The sequence below is a fragment of the Microbispora bryophytorum genome, assembly GCF_043197435.1.
Lineage (GTDB): Bacteria > Actinomycetota > Actinomycetes > Streptosporangiales > Streptosporangiaceae > Microbispora > Microbispora bryophytorum.
This window is the reverse complement of record NZ_JBICTF010000016.1, coordinates 83,043-99,882: the sequence shown is the minus strand read 5'-3', so window position 1 is coordinate 99,882 and position 16,840 is coordinate 83,043. Positions and strand designations below refer to the sequence as shown.

Sequence of the window (16,840 nt, the reverse complement as noted above, 5' to 3'; positions counted from 1 at the left end):
GCGGGCGGGAGGGAGGACCGCAGCGAAGGCCCAGCGGAGCGGGTTTCGCGAGGACCGGACCTTCCGGCCGGCGCAGTGACGTCCCAACCTCGACGTCCCAACCTCGACGTCTCAGCCCCGGCGTCCTGACCCCGCCGTCCCAAGCCACGGGACCGCAACTGCGCGGCCCCGACCCATCACTCAGACCCCACCACATTCCCACACCCATCCGACCTCGAGACCCCAAGCGCAAGTCCTCCCGCCTCGAACGCGGGACGTCCCGACCCCAAGACCAATACCGCCATAGCGCAGCCCTCACCGCCGTACCGTGACATGGCTCGTGACATGGCTAGGGTTACGGGGGTGACCGAGCGACTCATCCGGTTGCTGGCCCGACACCTGCCCGGCTACGAGGTCAGATCCGTCGAACGGCTGGGCGAGGGACAGGACAACGCGGCGTACGAGATCAACGGTGAGTTGGTCATACGGCAGAGCAAGATCGATGACTCGGCTCCCCATAGCGGCGCGGGTCACCATAACGACACGGCTCTCCACCGCGATGCTGCTCCTCGTGACGACACGACTTTCCACCGTGATCCTGCTCAACATGGTGGTGCTGTTCAACACGGTGATCCCGCTCGCCAGAGGGATCCCGTGCCCCACGGCGATTCGGCTTCCCGTGCCGAAGTGGTGAGGCGAGAGGCGGCGTTGCTCGTCGTCGTGAGCGAGGTGTCGCCGCTGCCGGTGCCGCGGCCGATTTTCGTGGACGCGGAGGCGGGTGTTCTCGCGTACCGCAAGCTGCCCGGCCGTCCGCTGAACCTTCACCCGGTCAGGGAGCCCGCGCGTCTGGCGGCTCCCCTGGGCGATTTCCTGAGCCGGCTTCACGCGGCGCCAGTGAAGCGGATGGAGGATTTGGTGCCGCGTGACGCCTTCCCGCTGCGCGATCTGAGGGAGGAGGCCGAGGGAGACTACGAGAAGATCGCCGATCGTCTCCCCGCGGAGGAGCGCCGGCTGGTCGAGGAGTTCCTCGCCGCCGAGGTGCCCCCCGACCCCGAGACACTGACGTTCTGCCACAACGACCTGGGCAGTGAGCACCTGCTGGTGGACGTCGAGACCAGTGCCGTGACGGGGGTCGTCGACTGGACGGATGCGGCCATCGCCGATCCCGCCTACGACCTCGCGCTCGTCTACCGGGACCTCGGACCCGAGGTCTACGGGCGGACACTGGCGCATTATCAGGGCCACCACGATGACGCGGACCACGAGCGGATGCTCTTCTACGCCCGGTGCGCGCTGCTGGAGGACGTCGCGTACGGCCTGCACACGGGCATCAGGCCGTACGCGGAGGCGGGTCTGGCCCATCTCGGCCGGACCTTCTCTTGAGAAGGCGGACCTTCTCCGGAGCGGCCGGACCTTCTCCTGAGCAGGCGGGGCGGGCGGACTCTCAGCCGCTGACCAACCGGTAGCCCACTCCTCGGACGGTCTGGATCACCGTGTCCTCCACGTCGCCGAGCCGCGCGCGCAGGCGCTTGACGTGGACGGCGATGGTGTTGGTGTTGGTGGACATCCCGTCGTTGGAGTGCCAGACGTTGCGCATGATCTGCTCGCGGGTGACCGTTCTGTCCGCGTTGCGCATCAGGTAGTGCAGCAGTTCGAACTCACGCAGCGGCAGGTGCACGAGGCGTCCGCCGACCTTCACCTGGTATGCCGTCACGTCGAGCTCCACGTCGCCGATCGTCAGCACGGTCCGATTGCCGTCCTGCCGGCGGAAGGCCGCCTGGACGAGGGGGAGAAGCTCGGGCACGCGGTAGGGCCTGGCCACGCATGCCGTGGCGCCCGCCTCCAGAGCCTGCAGGGCCTGCTCGGCGTCGCTCCCGAAGTCGATGCCGAGCAGGACGGGCACGGGTCGCATGAGCCGTACGGCCCGGACGAAGTCGAGAGGGCCGACGATCGGGAGGGAGGCGCAGATCAGCACGGCGTCGGGCTGGAGCGCCCCGGCCTGCAGCAACGCCTGGGCGCCGTCCGGTACGCCGGTCACGTCGACGCCCGCGTCCTGCATGGCCGTCGAGAGCTGCCGCACCAGACCCGCGTCCGGATCGGCCACCAGGAGCATGGGCGCCGTCCGAGTGTCCCCCTCCACTGCGGGTGCCGTCACCCGGGGTCCCTCCAATGCTGTCAGCGGGAAGAGGTCGTCAGCCGAAGCGGCCCGTGATGTAGTCCTCGGTCGCCTTCTCAGCCGGATTGGTGAAGATCTTCGACGTCTCGTCCATCTCGACGAGCTTGCCGGGCTGCCCCTGCGCGGCCAGATTGAAGAACGCGGTCTTGTCGCTGACCCGGGCAGCCTGCTGCATGTTGTGCGTCACGATCACGATCGTGTAGTCCTGCTTGAGCTGGGAGATGAGGTCCTCGATCGCCAGCGTCGAGATGGGGTCGAGCGCCGAGCACGGCTCGTCCATGAGGAGCACCTGCGGACGTACGGCGATGGCGCGCGCGATGCACAGGCGCTGCTGCTGACCACCGGACAGGCCCGCGCCCGGCTTGTTGAGCCGGTCCTTGACCTCGTTCCAGAGGTTGGCGCCCTTGAGCGACTCCTCGACGATGCCGTCCAGCTGCGAACGGGAGTGCCGGCCGTTGAGCCGCAGGCCCGCGGCCACGTTGTCGAAGATCGACATCGTGGGGAACGGGTTCGGGCGCTGGAACACCATGCCGATGGTCCGGCGGACCGACACCGGGTCGACGTCCGCGCCGTACAGGTCCTGGTCTTCGAGGCGGACCTTGCCCTCGACCCGGGCGCCGGGGATGACCTCGTGCATCCGGTTGAGAGTCCGCAGGAATGTGGACTTGCCGCAACCGGACGGGCCGATGAAGGCCGTGACCGACCGGGGCTCGATCGTCATCGAGATGCCCTCGATCGCCTTGTGCGTGCCGTAGTAGGCGTCGAGGCCCGCGACCTCGATCTGCTTGGCCATTCCTTACCTCCTCCTCGCGGGCGAACGCCACCAGGTGATGAGGCGTGCGACCAGGTTGAGCAGCATGACGATCAGGATCAGCGTGAGCGCGCCGGTCCAGGCTCGGTCGACCGCGGTGTCCGTGGGGCGGCCGGCCTGATCGAAGACGTACAGCGGAAGCCCCATCTGGGGACCGTTGAACGGGTCGTTGTTGATGGAGTCGGTGACGAAGACGGTCAGCAGCAGTGGCGCCGTCTCGCCGGCGACGCGGGCCACGGCCAGCATGACGCCGGTCACGATCCCGGTGAAGGCCGTGGGCAGCACGACCTTGACGATGGTGCGCCACTTGGGCACGCCCAGCGCGTACGACGCCTCGCGCAGCTCCCGAGGGACCAGGCGGAGCATCTCCTCGGCTGACCTGACCACGACCGGCATCATGAGGATCGACAGGGCGAGCGCGCCGGCGAAGCCGGAGAACGGCATGCCGAGCACGAGGATCCAGAAGGCCAGGACGAAGAGCCCGGAAACCACGGAAGGGACGCCGGTCATGACGTCCACGAAGAAGCTGATTGTGCGTGACAGTCGTCCGCCTTCGCCGTACTCGACGAGGTAGACGGCGGTGAGCAGGCCGATCGGGACCGCGATGAGCGAGGCGAGCAGGACCTGTTCGAGCGTGCCGATGATGGCGTGGTAGGCGCCGCCGCCCGCGTCGCGCGCCCCGATGTTGCGCATGGAGTGGGTGAGGAACTCCATGTCGAGTCGGCCGATGCCGTTCTTGACGACGAGCCACAGCACCGACAGCAGCGGGATGACCGCGAGCGCGAACGCCAGGTAGACGAGCACCTGGACGAGGCGGTCCTTGGCCCGGCGGGCCGAGGAGATGGGCTGGATTCCGGTCTGTACGGTCACGCGGCGGCCCTCGCGTACTCCTTGCGGCGGGCGATGACGAAGCGGGCCGCCATGTTCACCAGCAGGGTGATGAGGAACAGGATGAGCCCCGAGGCGATCAGCGCGCCTCGCCCTACCTCGGTCGCCTCGCCGAAGCCGTTGGCGATGTTGGCGGCGATGCTGTTGCCGTAGGGGCCGAGAATCTTGAACGAGATGTTGAAGGTCGCCGGGAAGATGAGCGCGACCGCGATCGTCTCGCCCATCGCGCGGCCGAGGCCGAGCATGGCGGCGCTGATGACGCCGGGCCGGCCGAACGGCAGGACCGACATCCTGATCATCTCCCAGCGCGTCGCGCCGAGCGCGAGCGCGGCCTCTTCCTGCATCTTGGGGGCCTGCAGGAAGACCTCGCGGGAGATCGCGGCGATGATCGGCAGGATCATGATGGCGAGTACGAGCGACGCGGTGAGCATGCTCCTGCCGACCACGGTGTCACCGCCGAACAGCGGGATCCAGCCGAGGTAGTCGTTGAGGAACTTCGACGGGCCGAGCATGAACGGCACGAGGAACGTGACGCCCCACAGGCCGTACACCACGCTGGGGACCGCGGCGAGGAGGTCCACCACGTAGCCCAGGGCGGAGGCGAGCCGCCGGGGCGCGTAGTGCGAGATGAACAGCGCGACCCCGACCGCCACGGGGGTGGCGATGACCAGCGCGAGCAGCGAGCTCAGCACGGTGCCGAAGGCGAGCGCCCCGATGCCGAAGACGGGCTCGGTGGCGTTCGGCTGCCAGGTCAGCTCGGTCAGGAAGTGGGACGTGTTCGCCTGAAGGGCGGGGACGGCCTTGACGACCAGGAACACCCCGATCGCGGCCATGATCGCCAGAAGGACGATACCGGCCCCGGTGGAGGCGAAGCGGAACGGGCCGTCACCGCGGCTGCGCCGGAAGGCGGACCGGCGCATGGCCGGCCCGCTCTCCCTGGTTCTGGTTGGTGTCGCCATCTGGTTAGGCGATCGCCTCGACCGCGGTGCGGACCTTGGTCAGCAGGCTCGCCGGCAGCGGGGCGTAGCCGAGGCTGGTCAGGGTCTGCTGGCCCTCGTCGCTGGCGGTGTAGGTCAGGAACGACTTGACCAGCTGCGCGTCCTCGGCCGCCAGGCCCTTCTCGCAGGTGATCTCGTACGTCACGAGCACGATCGGGTAGGCGCCCGCGGCCTTGGTGGCGTAGTCGATCTTCAGCTTGAGGTCGTTGCCGGTGCCCGCGATCTCCGCGGCCTCGATGGTCTTGCCCGCGCTCTCCGGCGTGAGCTCGACGTACTCGCCGGCGCCGTTGGCGACCTTGGCCTTCTGTAGCTGCGAGTTGTCGGCGAAGGACAGCTCGACGTAGCTGATCGCGCCCTCGGTGCTCTTGATGCTGGACGCGATGCCGTCCGAGCCCTTGGCGCCCTGGCCCTGAGCCTCGGCCGGCCACGCCTTGGCCGGCTCGTACGGCCAGTCGGCGTCCGCGGTGGCCTTCATGAACTTGGTGAAGTTGTCGCTGGTGCCCGACTCGTCCGAGCGGTGGAACGCCTGGATGGCGGTCGAGGGAAGTTTGGCGTCGGGGTTGTCGGCCTTGATGGCCGGGTCGTCCCACTTCGTGATCTTGCTGTTGAAGATGCCGGCGATGGTCTTCGGCGAGAGCTGGAGACCATCCGTGCCAGGCAGGTTGTAGACGACGGCCACCGGGCCGGTCACCATCGGCAGGTTGATCGCCTTGCCGGTCTTGCAGCGGGCGTCGGCCTGGGCGGGCTCGCCCTTCTCGTCGTTCAGCGCCGAGTCGGAGCCGGCGAAGGCCACCGTGCCCTGGATGAACGCCTGGACGCCGGCGCCGGAGCCGCTCGGGTTGTAGTTGATGCTGACGCCGGGGTTCGACGACTGGAAGTTCTTCTTCCACTCCGCGATGGCGTTCGCCTGGGCCGAGGAGCCGGCGGCGTTGATCGTGCCCTTCAGGGTGTCGTCGCCCTGCACGGCAGCGGCGGCACTGGAGGTGCCCTCCGCGGTGCTCGTGTTGTCATCGGTCCCGCATGCGGCGAGCGAGAGCACGCCGACGATGGTGGCGGCGGCGAGCCGGCCTGCATACTTCACGGTTGTTCCTCCCCATGTCTTCTCAACATCAGGGACGGTAGGGAGCCAAGGTGACCTAAACCCCTGGTAAAGGTGAACGGGCAGTGAACGCCCCCGGTCGCTCTTGCGCGGCCCCAGAAGAGATAACGGCCAGGTCACGGGCGTTATGGGAGAGGATTGAGTTCATGAAGCGTGTATGTCTGGTCTGCATGGGGAACATCTGCCGATCGCCGATGGCCGAGGTCGTGCTGCGCCGTACGCTGGCAGAGCGCGGGCTCGACGTCGAGGTGGACAGCGCCGGCACCGGCGGCTGGCACGCGGGGGAGCCGATGGACGAGCGGGCCCTGGCGACGCTGGCCGACCACGGCTACGACGGCTCGTCCCACCGGGCCCGCCAGTTCGACCGGGCGTGGTTCGCCGAGCGTGACCTCATCCTCGTGATGGACCGGGACAATCTGCGCGCCGTACGGCGGATCGCCCCGTCGGACGCGGACGTCCGGCTGCTGCGGTCGTTCGACCCGGCGGCTCCCGAGGGCGCCGAGGTGCCCGACCCCTACTACGGCGGACGCGAGGGTTTCGTCGAGGTGCTGCGGATGGTCGAGACCGCCTGCGAGGGGGTGGCGAAGCACCTTGAGGATCACTAGGGATCTCGGCGGCGGACACGCCTGGAGGCTGCACGAGGGCGTGCTCGGCGACGGCCGCAGGGTGTTCGTCAAGAAGGGCGCAATCAAGGAGGGGGCCGCCGAGAAGGGCGCGGACGCGTCCGCCGTCTTCGGCAGCGAGGCGGCGGGGCTGCGCTGGCTGGCCGAGCCGGGAGCGGTCGCCGTCCCCGAGGTGGTCGCCGCGGACGGCGGCGCGCTGGTGCTGGAGTGGATCGACACCGTGCCCGCGACGGCCGGGGCCGCCGAACGGTTCGGGCGTGAGCTGGCCGCTCTGCACGCCGCCGGGGCCGCGGACTTCGGCGCCCCCTGGCCCGGCTACATCGCCGAGCTGCCGATGAGCAACGAGCCCGCGCCGGACTGGCCGTCGTTCTACGCGTCCCGCCGCGTGCTCCCGTTCGTACGGCTCGCGCGTGACCGCGGCGCGCTGTCGGCCGCCGATGTGGAGCTGGTCGAGGAGGCGTGTGGCCGGGTGACGGAGGTCGCCGGGCCGGCCGAGCCGCCGAGCCGGATCCACGGCGACCTGTGGAGCGGGAACCTGCTGTGGTCGGCGGACGGGGTCGTGCTGGTCGATCCGGCCGCCCACGGCGGCCACAGGGAGACCGACCTCGCGATGTTGACGCTGTTCGGGGCGCCGCACCTCAACACGATCCTCGCCGCCTACCGCGAGGCGGCGCCCCTCGCGGACGGCTGGCGCGAGCGCGTGCCGCTGCACCAGCTCCACCCGCTCGCCGTCCACGTCTGCCTGTTCGGCGAGGCGTACCGCGGCAGCCTCCTCACCGCCGCGGGTGACGTCCTCGCGCTGTAACCCTCACCGAGCTTTGTGACCCTCACCGAGCTTTGTGACCCTCACCGGCGAGGGCCGAAGCATCGGCCGTCAGGCCGCGCCCGGGCCTGGGAGGAGGTCGACGTCGTCGGCGTGCATCGGCTCTCCGCAGTGGCTGCAGCGTGGCTCGACCTGGCCGATCTGCCCGCAGGCATGGTGGCGGTAGAGGACGGGAGGCCCGGCCTCGCCGGCGAGCCAGCGGTCACCCCACCGGGCCATCACCATGAGCATCTCTACGAGATCGGTGCCCTTGGCGGTGAGGTGGTACTCGTAGCGGGGGCGGCCGTCGTAGGGCAGCCGCTCGAGCACACCCTGTTCGACCAGGTGGTTGAGCCGCTCGGTGAGCACCTTGCGGGAGATCCCCAGATCGGCCTGGATGTGGTCGAAGCGGCGCACCCCGGCCCACACGTCGCGCAGGATCAGCGGCGACCAGGGCTCGCCGATCACGTCCAAGGTGCGCGCGATGGAACACGCCATCTCCCCGAACCGCGTTCGCTGCATGACAGCAATCTAGCAAGTGGGGTTCCCTTACGAAACCTCGGGTGCTACCTTTCTAGCGTCTCTTAAAGAAACCTCGAAAGGGATCCGATGACATTCATCAAACGCTTCGACCATGTCGGCATCACCGTCGCCGACCTCGACGCCGCGACGGCGTTCTTCGTCAGCCTCGGTCTGGAGGCCGATCGGAAGATGGCCGTCGAAGGCGAGTTCCTGGACACGGTGATCGGCATGACCGGCGCCCGCACCGAGATCGTCATGCTGCGAGCGCCGGGCGGAGGTACGACGCTGGAGCTCTCAAGCTTCACGCGGCCGGACCACCTCCCCAGTTCGCCCGCGCCGGCCAACGCGCTGGGCCTGCGCAACGTCGCCTTCGAGGTGCACGACCTCCACGCCGCGGTCGACCACGCCGCAGCCGACGGTTACGGCCTGGTGGGAGGCATCGGCGAATACGAAGGCGTGTGGCGGATGGCCTACGTCCGCGGGCCCGAAGGAATCATCGTCTCGCTGGCCGAGCGCATCGAGAAGTAAGGAGACATCATGAGCGCGACCGTGACCGACGAACAGATTCGGGCTCTGGCCGCGACCGCGAAGCCCTACAGCCTGGCGCTCCTTAAGTGGGGACCGGAGCGGACCATGGACGGCGCGGACGCGATCGAACTCGAACACCAGCGACGCATGGTGTCGCTGCGCGCCGAGGGGGTGATCGCGATCCTGTGCCCGGTCGCCTCCGACACCGTGGCCGGCGTCGCGATCATGACCGTGCCGGTCGAAGAAGCCACGGAGATCATGGCCGGGGACCCCTGCGTTCGAGCCGGGATGATGCGTTGCGAGGTTCACTCGTGCCACGGCTTCCCCGGAGACGCCCTCCCCGTGTGAGCGATCCCGGTCCCGGGGATCAGCGAGCTCCTGGCGTACATCTCGCGGCAGGCGGCCCTTCGAGCACCAGGACGACAAGGCGCCTGGTCTCTGCGGGTGGCGCGCAGGAGGCGAGGCGGGCCGCCCTTACCGATAGGAGGCGTTCATCCACGCGACCCGGAAGTAGTTCGCCGAGGTGACCCCGCTGCTCTTGATGACGGTCATTCTGAGGCGGATCCGCTGAATTCCAGATACCGGGACCGTGATTTCCGGCGCATTCGTGTACGTCGCCACCTGCTGTGCGAGGACATGGTCGCTCAGGTCGAGAACGGAAAAACGCACCTGTGCCGACGTGTTTGGAGAAACGCGGTCGATTCCGACGCGCGCCGTGAACCTGGTCGCGTTCTGGGGAACCACGTAGTCGAGATGGCCCGTCACGGCGCCGGCCTCGTTCACCCGGCAGGTGACGGCGGTGAGTTGTTCGTCCGAGCCCGCGACGGCGACCGAGCGGTCGCCCCAGTCGTTGCCGTAGCCGTCCGGCGTTCTGCAGCCGGCGACGCCGACGGCGTCCCTGCTGGCCAGAGGCGTGGCCGTCCCGGGGTCGGCCGGGGTGGAGCCGGCGGGGGTGGAGGTGGCCTCCGCGCCGGCGGTCACCGTGGCGGTCACGGTGGCGGTGACCGTCGCCGTCGCCGTATGCGTCACGGCGATGTTCTCCCCGACCACGTTCCGCACGGCGTCGGGGGCGTTGATCACGGCGATCGTCACCGCCGACGCGGCGGTGATCAGCGTCCCCACGCAGGCCCAGACGCCAGTGATGACGGCGATTCTGCGTGCGTTCTTCCGCTCTTCCTTTCCCTCGTCGTCGGCTGTCCTTCGCGGCTTCGCTGGTGCGCTCATATCGAATTCCGGCTCGTCGCAGTGGTCTGAGGCGGTCCGCTTACGCGTCCCGTTTTTGGACGTGCGCGGCGACGAGCCGGTTGGCAGCCGGTTGTCACGGACAAGGCACGAATGCCGCCGGATCGATAACGCCGCCAACGGAAATTCGACGATTTATCCGGACATGGAGCGAAATTTCAGCGCGGGGACAGGCGCTTGAGGACCTCGTTGTGGAGCAGGCCGTTGGTGCAGACGAGGTTGCCGCCGTCGAGGGGCGGGGTGCCGTCGAGCGCGGTGCAGGAGCCGCCGGCCTCCTCCACGATGATCGTGAGCGCCGCCATGTCCCAGGGGGACAACTCGGGCTCTGCGGAGATGTCCGCCGAGCCCTCGGCGACCATCATGTGCGACCAGAAGTCGCCGTAGCCGCGGGTGCGCCAGCAGTCCCTCGTGAGGTCGAGGAACGGGTCGAGCCGTCCGGCCTTCTCCCACTCCTCCAGGTCGGAGAAGGAGAAGGAGGCGTCGTCGAGGCGGCCGACCGAGGACACCTCGCAGCGCGTGGCCTTGCTCATACTCCGCCCGGTCCACGCGCCGGCCTCCTTGGCGGCCCACCAGCGGCGGGAGAGCGCCGGCGCCGAGACCACGCCCACGACGACCTTGCCGTGCTCCATCAGCGCGATCAGCGTGGCCCACACGGGGACTCCGCGTACGTAGTTCTTGGTGCCGTCGATCGGATCGATGATCCAGGAACGCATGCCGTAGCCGGTCATGCCGAACTCCTCACCCACGACGGCGTCGCGGGGCCGGGCACGGCGCAGCGTGCCGCGGATCGCCTCCTCCACGGCCCGGTCGGCGTCGCTGACCGGGGTGAGGTCGGGCTTGGTGTCGACCTTGAGGTCCACGGCCTTGAAACGGCGCATCGTGATGTCGTCGGCGGCGTCCGCCAGCAGATGCGCGAGGTGCAAGTCGTCGCGGTACTCCGTCACAGGCCCAACGTACCGTGCCGCGACCTGCTGACATCAGAGGAAGGATCACCCCGAACCGTACCTGCCGGTAACATCCCGGCCATGGACATCGGCGCCTTCATGCTCGACAGCGTCCCGTTCGCGCGGCTGCTCGGCATCACGTTCGACGCGATCGGCGGCGGTGCGGCGGTCGCCCGCCTGGCCGACCGGGGAGACCTGCACAACCACGTGGGCGGCCCGCACGCGGGCGCCCTGTTCACGCTGGCCGAGACCGCCTCGGGCGCGGCCATGCTGTCGGCCTTCGGCGACCAGCTGTCCCGGGCCGTGCCGCTGGCGACCGAGGCGAGGATCGCCTACCGCAAGCTCGCCATGGGCGAGGTCACCGCCGCCGCCACCTTGCGGGCCGAGCGGGAGGCGGTCGTCGCCCGGCTGGACGCGGGGGAGCGGCCCGAGTTCGACGTCGGCGTCGAGATCCGCGACGCCGGCGACGTCGTCGTCTCGGAGATGACCGTCTCCTGGACGCTGCGTCCCAACCGCACGGGGTGACCTCACTCGGCCAGCAGGTCGTCCGGTGAGGAACGGGCGAGCCCGGCGAGGGTGGCCAGGGCGCGTGCCAGCGTCGTGGCCGGGGGTGAGGCCAGGCCGAGGCGGACGGCGTTCGGCGTGCGGTTGTCGCCGACGGCGAAGGCCGCCGCCGGAGTGACGGCGATGCCGTGCCGCGCGGCGGCGGCCACGAACGTGTCGGCCCGCCACGGAGGCGGCAGCTCCCACCAGCAGTAGTAGGACCGCGGATCGCCGCGGACGGCGAACTCGCCCAGGTGGCGCGTCACGATCTCCTGCCGGGCCTCGGCGTCCCGCCGCTTGCCCCGGCTCAGCGCCTCCACGACGCCGTCGCCGGACAGCCGGGCCGCCGCCTCCAGCGCGAACCGCGGCGGCGCGGAGCCTCCCGAATGCAGCGCCGCGGTCACCTTGGGGGCGACGGCCTCCGGCACGACGGCGAATCCGACGGTCAGCCCGGGGGCGAGCCGCTTGGAGAGGCTGTCGACGAGGATCGTGCGCTCGGGCGCCACGGCGGCCAGCGGGGGCAGCTCGTCCCGGAGGAACGACCAGACGCCGTCCTCGACGGCGGGCACGTCCAGCCGCGCGAGCACGGCCGCGAGCTCGGCGCGGCGCTCGACCGGCATGGTGAGCGACAACGGGTTGTGCAGCGTGGGCTGGAGGTAGACCGCTCGCAGCGGAGCCTTGCGGGCGGCGGCCTCCACCGCCTCGGGCACCAGGCCCGCCTCGTCGATCGGCAGGGGCACGAGGGCGACCCCGAGCCGGGCGGCGATCGTCTTCACCACGGGGTAGGTGAGCTCCTCGACTCCCAGCCGCCCACCGGGCGGGACCAGTGCGGCGATGACGGCCGCGATCGCCTGGCGCCCGTTGCCGGCGAACAGCAGCCGCGCCGGGTCGGGGCGCCAGCCGACGCGGGCGAGCAGGTCCGCGACGGCCTCGCGGGCGTGGGGAGTGCCCGCCGCGCCCACCGGGCGCATGGACGCCTCCAGCACATCGGGGCGCAGCAGCGGCCTGATGCCGTCCCCGAGCAGGCGGACCTGCTCGGGGATGACGGGATAGTTGAGTTCGAGGTCGATCCTGGTGCCGCTCGGTTCGGCCAGGGCGGTTCCGGGACGCCGGGCGGAGGCGCGGACGAAGGTGCCGCGGCCGACCTCGCCGACCGTCAGGCCGCGGCGGGTCAGTTCCGCGTAGACGCGCGCCGCCGTGGAGCCGGCGATGCCGCGCCGCCGGGCGAAGTCCCGCTGCGGAGGCAGCCGGTCTCCCGGCCTGAGCCGCCCGGCGGTGATGGCCGCGGCCACCTCGTCGGCCAGCTTCCGGTAGTCCTCCACCGCCGCCTCCTCACCGCGCGCATGGTTCGCAGTGCCACGGTGAACGCATTCAAACACGATATTGCTCCGAGAGCAATATCGAATATTGCATTCTTTCTGAGTGGTGCAATAGCCTGAGAAAGCCGTCCGGACCGGCACTGACGACATGAGAGGAAAGGGCGGCATCATGGTCGAACCGAACGCCGTGCTGGGGGTCGTGTCCGTGGCACTCGGAATGGTGCTTTCACCGGGCCCGAACATGATGTATCTCGTTTCGCGCAGCATCAGCCAGGGACGCCGCGCCGGAATCATCTCCTTGAGTGGAGTCGTCGCGGGCTTCCTCGTCTATCTGACGGCGACGAATCTCGGCCTGGCGGCGTTGTTCTCCACGTTTCCGCAGGTTCTCACCGCGATACGGCTGGCCGGAGCGGGTTACCTGCTCTGGCTCGCCTGGAAGGCGATCAGGCCCGGCGGCGCTTCGGTGTTCACCGTGCGGGACGTGCCGCACGACCCGCCGCCCCGGCTCTTCGCCATGGGACTGATGACGAATCTGCTCAACCCGAAGATCGCCATTCTGTATATATCTGTCATTCCGCAGTTCGTCGATATCCAGGCGGGGAACGTGCTTTTCCAGGGCGTCGTCCTCGGCCTTTTCCAGATCGCGGTGGCCGCGACGGTGAACCTGTCGATCGTGCTGGCCGCGGGAAGCGTCGCGGGTTTCCTGGCGCACCGGCCGGCGTGGCTGCGAGCCCAGCGGATCGCCATGGGGAGCATGCTCGGAGCGCTCGCCCTAATGCTCGCTTTCAGCCGGAGCGCGTCCTTCTAGCCCCCGTCGTTCCAGCCCTGGCAGTTCCAGCCTTCGGTCGTTCTAGTCCTCGTCGGGGGAGCCCTCGCGGCTGGCGAGCAGCCGGCGCAGCGACTCCAGGCGCGCCGGATCCGCGTGCCCCTCGGCGACGTACCGGTCGAGGGCGCAGTCGTCGCCGAGGTGGGTGCAGCCCTTGGGGCATTCGGTGGTGGCGTCCACCAGGTCGGGGAAGGCGGCGAGCACGGTCTCCACCGAGATGTGGGCGAGCCCGAAGCTGCGTACGCCGGGGGTGTCGATGATCCAGCCGCCCTCCGGCAGTTCCAGGGCGACCGCGGAGGTGGAGGTGTGCCTGCCGCGGCCGGTGACGGCGTTCACGTGGGACACGGCCCGGTGGGCGTGTGGCACCAGCGCGTTGACCAGGGTCGACTTGCCGACCCCGGAGTGCCCGACCAGCACGCTGAGCCGGTCCGCGAGCGCCTCGCCCAGGTCGTCGACCGGGCCGCCCTTGCGCACGACCACGTACGGCACGCCGAGAGGCTCGTACTGCGCGACGAGGTCGTCGGCGGGGGCCAGGTCGGCCTTGGTGAGGCACAGCAGCGGCTCGATGTCGGCGTCGTAGGCCGCGACGAGCATCCGGTCGATCATCCGGGGACGCGGCGGGGGATCGGTGAGCGCGGTGACGATGACCAACTGGTCGGCGTTGGCGACGATGGGGCGCTCGATGTCGTCCACGTCGTCGGCGCTGCGGCGCAGCATCGAGGTGCGCTCCTCCACGCGGACGATGCGCGCCAGCGTGTCGGGCTGCCCGGTGACGTCTCCGACCAACGCCACGCGGTCGCCGACGACGATGCCCTTGCGGCCGAGCTCGCGGGCCTTCATCGCCACGATGAGCGCACGCTCGCCCCTCCGCTTCTTCGGTGTCGTGGAGTGGGGGACGCCCTCGCCGACCAGGCATGTGTAACGCCCGCGGTCGACGGCCACCACGAAGCCCTCGATCGCCTCGCTGTGGGCAGGCCTGATCCGCGTCCGGGGCCGCGAGCCCTTGCCCGGCCTGACCCTGACGTCGTCCTCGTCGTACTGCCGCTTACTCAGTGTCCGCGCCCCGATCGTGCGACGAGGACCGGTCGGCCGCTCATGTCGTCTCCTCGCCCGGCGGTTCGGAGTCGCATGAGCGAATCGCGCTGTGCTTCCTGATCCGCTCGCTCATGCCCGGTGTTCCTCGCTGCCCAGCATCGCGGCCCACATGCGAGGGAACTCGGGCAGCGTCTTGGCGGTCGTCGCGATGTCCTCGACCTCGACGCCCGGCACGGCCAGGCCGATGACCGCGCCCGCCGTGGCCATGCGGTGGTCGGCGTACGAGTGGAAGACGCCGCCGGTCAGCGGCCGGGGGTGGATCTCCAGGCCGTCGTCGGTCTCCCGGGCGTCGCCGCCCAGCCGGTTGACCTCCGTGGCGAGGGCGGTGATCCGGTCGGTCTCGTGCCCCCGGATGTGCGCCACGCCCCGGATGCGGGACGGTCCGTCGGCCAGCGCGGCCAGCGCCGCGATCGTGGGGGTGAGCTCGCTGACGTCGTGCAGGTCGGCGTCGATGCCGCGCACCGTGCCCTCGCCGGTCACCCGCAGGCCCTCCGGCGCCCGCTCGACCCGCGCGCCCATCTCGGCGAGCAGCCCGCGAAGCGCGTCGCCGCCCTGCGTGGTCTCCTCCGGCCAGTCCGGCACCACGACGGAGCCTCCGGTGACCAGAGCCGCCGCGAGGAAGGGAGCGGCGTTGGACAGGTCGGGCTCGACCGTGACGTCCCTGGCCCGGATCGGGCCGGGCTGCACCCGCCACACGTCACGCTCGGAGTCGTCCACCTCGACCCCCGCCTGGCGCAGCATCTGCACGGTCATCTGGATGTGCGGCATCGACGGGACGGGCGGGCCGCTGTGCCGCACCGTCACGCCCTTCTCGAAGCGTGCGGCGGCCAGCAGCAGGCCGGAGACCATCTGCGAGGAGACCGAGGCGTCGAGGGCGACCTCGCCGCCCGGAATCGGACCGCGGATCGTGAACGGCAGGGCGTCGTTGTCCACCGACGCGCCGAGCGCCCGCAGCGCGCCCAGGATCGGGCCCATCGGCCGCTTGCGCGCGTGCGCGTCGCCGTCGAAGAAGACCGGTCCGTCGGCCAGCGCGGCGACCGGCGGCACGAACCGCATGACGGTCCCGGCCAGTCCGACGTCGACCGACGCCCCGCCGCGTACGGGATGCGGGGTCACCGCCCAGTCCACGCTGTCGGCGCTCTCGTTGGACGGCGCCATCTCGGCGCCGAGCGAGCGCAGCGCGGCCGCCATCAGGTCGGCGTCGCGGCTGCGCAGCGCGAGCCGTACGGTGCCGGGGGCGTCGGCCAGCGCGGCGAGCAGCAGCGCGCGGTTGGTCACCGACTTCGAGCCGGGCAGGCGGACCGTCGCGCGGACCGGCCCGGCGGCCGGCGGGGCGGGCCAGAGCGGTGCGGCGGCGTTCTTCTCGACGCCGTTTCGATCGATGCCGTGCGGCACGGCGCCGCCGGACGCGGACTGCGGAGAGGCCATGGCGCAAGCTTAGTCTGCGCGCACTCGCCCGCACTGTCGTGAGAGCGCGTGCGGCCCGCGCGAGTGGCAGTCTTGGGGGCATGTGCGGGAGGTACGCGTCTGCGCGCAAGAAGCAGGAGTTGCTGGAGGAGTTCCAGGTCGAGCTGGACGGGGTGCCCGACCAGGTGCCCGGTGGCGAGCTCCGGCCCGACTACAACGTCGCGCCCACGAAGAACGTCTACGCGGTGATGTGCCGCGTGCCGAAGGACGACGGCGGCGAGAGCCCGGGCGACGAGCCCGTCAGGCAGCTGCGGGTGGTCCGGTGGGGGCTGGTGCCGAGCTGGGCCAAGGACCCGTCGGTGGGCTCGCGCATGATCAACGCCAGGGTGGAGACCGTGGCGGAGAAGCCGTCCTACCGCAGGGCGCTAAAGTCGCGGCGCTGCCTGATCCCGGCGGACGGCTACTACGAGTGGATGCCGCTGGAGGGCAGGAAGAAGCAGCCGTTCTTCATCCATCCCGCCGACGGCGGCGTGCTGGCGATGGCCGGCCTGTACGAGTTCTGGAAGGACCCCACCCGACCGGACGACGACCCGCTGAAGTGGCTGTGCACCTGCACGGTGATCACCACCACGGCGACGGACAAGCTGGGCCGCATCCACGACCGGATGCCGATGATGGTCGAGCGCGACCGCTGGACGGAGTGGCTCGACCCGCGCGTGACCGACCCCACCGGCCTGCTCGTCCCGGCCGGCCCGGACCGGCTGGAGGCGTACGCCGTGTCGGACGTCGTCAACAGCGTCCGCCACAACGGCCCCGAGCTCGTCGAGCCCCTGGAAGGCGACGACGTCCCGCGCCTGTTCTGACGGCCCCTCCGGCTGATTCGGCGGGACGTTCCGGGCCCGGCCACGGGCGGAGCGCCCTCATCGGTCCTCTGGCGCTGTCCTATGGCGGACAACCCGTTGATCGGAGTCAGGGCCGGACGTACGCTCCGGTGGCGCTTGCACGACATGTACGTAACTCGCCACTCTCAGTTATTTG

The 16,840-nt window shown here is 70.2% G+C and carries 19 protein-coding genes; 8 read left to right on the top strand and 11 right to left on the bottom strand.

The annotated features are described in order from the left end of the window. Positions 1-312 precede the first annotated feature (312 nt). The gene (locus ACGFIB_RS36035; protein WP_393377912.1) at positions 313-1,362 is read left to right on the top strand and encodes a phosphotransferase family protein; all 1,050 of its coding nucleotides are present in this window, start codon (positions 313-315) and stop codon (positions 1,360-1,362) included. Between the two features lie 61 nt (positions 1,363-1,423). On the opposite strand, the gene ACGFIB_RS36030 is transcribed toward ACGFIB_RS36035, so the two are convergent. From ACGFIB_RS36030 to pstS, 5 genes are read right to left on the bottom strand one after another with little or no spacing between them, the layout of a single operon-like run. After that, positions 1,424-2,134: a response regulator transcription factor gene (locus tag ACGFIB_RS36030; protein ID WP_393377911.1), complete on the bottom strand. Its 711-nt coding sequence runs from the start codon at positions 2,132-2,134 to the stop codon at positions 1,424-1,426. A 37-nt stretch (positions 2,135-2,171) separates the two neighbouring features. Next, on the bottom strand, positions 2,172-2,948 hold the full coding sequence (gene pstB, locus ACGFIB_RS36025; protein ID WP_142575705.1) for a phosphate ABC transporter ATP-binding protein PstB: 777 nt from the start codon (positions 2,946-2,948) through the stop codon (positions 2,172-2,174). 3 nt (positions 2,949-2,951) lie between these two features. Next, the gene (gene pstA, locus ACGFIB_RS36020; RefSeq protein WP_142575704.1) at positions 2,952-3,836 is read right to left on the bottom strand and encodes a phosphate ABC transporter permease PstA; all 885 of its coding nucleotides are present in this window, start codon (positions 3,834-3,836) and stop codon (positions 2,952-2,954) included. Further along, a complete protein-coding gene (pstC, locus tag ACGFIB_RS36015; RefSeq protein WP_142575703.1) occupies positions 3,833-4,813 on the bottom strand; it encodes a phosphate ABC transporter permease subunit PstC in 981 nt (326 codons plus the stop codon). Before pstC ends, pstA begins: the two co-directional genes overlap by 4 nt. A gap of 4 nt (positions 4,814-4,817) precedes the next feature. After that, positions 4,818-5,933, bottom strand: a complete 1,116-nt coding sequence (pstS, locus tag ACGFIB_RS36010) for a phosphate ABC transporter substrate-binding protein PstS (RefSeq protein ID WP_142575702.1) — start codon at positions 5,931-5,933, stop codon at positions 4,818-4,820. A gap of 164 nt (positions 5,934-6,097) precedes the next feature. Here pstS and ACGFIB_RS36005 point away from each other — a divergent pair, with 164 nt between their 5' ends. Continuing rightward, the gene (locus ACGFIB_RS36005; protein WP_393377908.1) at positions 6,098-6,556 is read left to right on the top strand and encodes a low molecular weight protein-tyrosine-phosphatase; all 459 of its coding nucleotides are present in this window, start codon (positions 6,098-6,100) and stop codon (positions 6,554-6,556) included. Then, positions 6,543-7,379, top strand: a complete 837-nt coding sequence (locus tag ACGFIB_RS36000) for a fructosamine kinase family protein (RefSeq protein ID WP_393377905.1) — start codon at positions 6,543-6,545, stop codon at positions 7,377-7,379. Before ACGFIB_RS36005 ends, ACGFIB_RS36000 begins: the two co-directional genes overlap by 14 nt. Positions 7,380-7,448: 69 nt before the next feature. Here ACGFIB_RS36000 and ACGFIB_RS35995 read toward each other — a convergent pair whose 3' ends face one another. Continuing rightward, the gene (locus ACGFIB_RS35995; protein ID WP_142575699.1) at positions 7,449-7,898 is read right to left on the bottom strand and encodes a winged helix-turn-helix transcriptional regulator; all 450 of its coding nucleotides are present in this window, start codon (positions 7,896-7,898) and stop codon (positions 7,449-7,451) included. Positions 7,899-7,985: 87 nt separating this feature from the next. Between ACGFIB_RS35995 and ACGFIB_RS35990 the strand changes: the two genes are divergently transcribed. Continuing rightward, the gene (locus ACGFIB_RS35990) at positions 7,986-8,426 is read left to right on the top strand and encodes a VOC family protein (protein WP_357251107.1); all 441 of its coding nucleotides are present in this window, start codon (positions 7,986-7,988) and stop codon (positions 8,424-8,426) included. A 9-nt stretch (positions 8,427-8,435) separates the two neighbouring features. Then, a complete protein-coding gene (locus tag ACGFIB_RS35985) occupies positions 8,436-8,774 on the top strand; it encodes a YciI family protein (RefSeq protein ID WP_393377901.1) in 339 nt (112 codons plus the stop codon). Positions 8,775-8,900: 126 nt separating this feature from the next. Here the strand turns inward: ACGFIB_RS35985 and ACGFIB_RS35980 are convergent, their stop codons facing one another. After that, complete coding sequence (locus ACGFIB_RS35980) at positions 8,901-9,650, bottom strand: NPCBM/NEW2 domain-containing protein (RefSeq protein ID WP_393377899.1); 750 nt, start codon at positions 9,648-9,650, stop codon at positions 8,901-8,903. Between the two features lie 176 nt (positions 9,651-9,826). Continuing rightward, positions 9,827-10,612, bottom strand: coding sequence for a histidinol-phosphatase (gene hisN / locus ACGFIB_RS35975; protein WP_142575695.1), 786 nt, complete (start codon positions 10,610-10,612; stop codon positions 9,827-9,829). 81 nt (positions 10,613-10,693) lie between these two features. Between hisN and ACGFIB_RS35970 the strand changes: the two genes are divergently transcribed. Next, positions 10,694-11,137 (top strand): DUF4442 domain-containing protein, encoded by a 444-nt coding sequence (locus ACGFIB_RS35970; protein ID WP_393377897.1) that lies wholly within the window; start codon positions 10,694-10,696, stop codon positions 11,135-11,137. 2 nt (positions 11,138-11,139) lie between these two features. Here ACGFIB_RS35970 and ACGFIB_RS35965 read toward each other — a convergent pair whose 3' ends face one another. Next, complete coding sequence (locus tag ACGFIB_RS35965; RefSeq protein WP_393377895.1) at positions 11,140-12,477, bottom strand: aminotransferase-like domain-containing protein; 1,338 nt, start codon at positions 12,475-12,477, stop codon at positions 11,140-11,142. Between the two features lie 166 nt (positions 12,478-12,643). Between ACGFIB_RS35965 and ACGFIB_RS35960 the strand changes: the two genes are divergently transcribed. Then, entirely contained in the window at positions 12,644-13,282 is a 639-nt protein-coding gene (locus tag ACGFIB_RS35960; RefSeq protein ID WP_393377892.1) for a LysE family translocator, read from the top strand. A gap of 42 nt (positions 13,283-13,324) precedes the next feature. On the opposite strand, the gene rsgA is transcribed toward ACGFIB_RS35960, so the two are convergent. After that, positions 13,325-14,353 carry a ribosome small subunit-dependent GTPase A gene (gene rsgA, locus ACGFIB_RS35955; RefSeq protein ID WP_357251249.1) on the bottom strand — a complete coding sequence of 343 codons (1,029 nt, stop codon included), beginning with the start codon at positions 14,351-14,353 and terminating at the stop codon, positions 13,325-13,327. 111 nt (positions 14,354-14,464) lie between these two features. Further along, entirely contained in the window at positions 14,465-15,823 is a 1,359-nt protein-coding gene (gene aroA, locus ACGFIB_RS35950; protein ID WP_357265492.1) for a 3-phosphoshikimate 1-carboxyvinyltransferase, read from the bottom strand. Between the two features lie 80 nt (positions 15,824-15,903). On the opposite strand from aroA, the gene ACGFIB_RS35945 reads away from it, so the two are divergent. After that, positions 15,904-16,665, top strand: coding sequence for an SOS response-associated peptidase (locus tag ACGFIB_RS35945; protein WP_142575689.1), 762 nt, complete (start codon positions 15,904-15,906; stop codon positions 16,663-16,665). Positions 16,666-16,840: the final 175 nt, after the last annotated feature.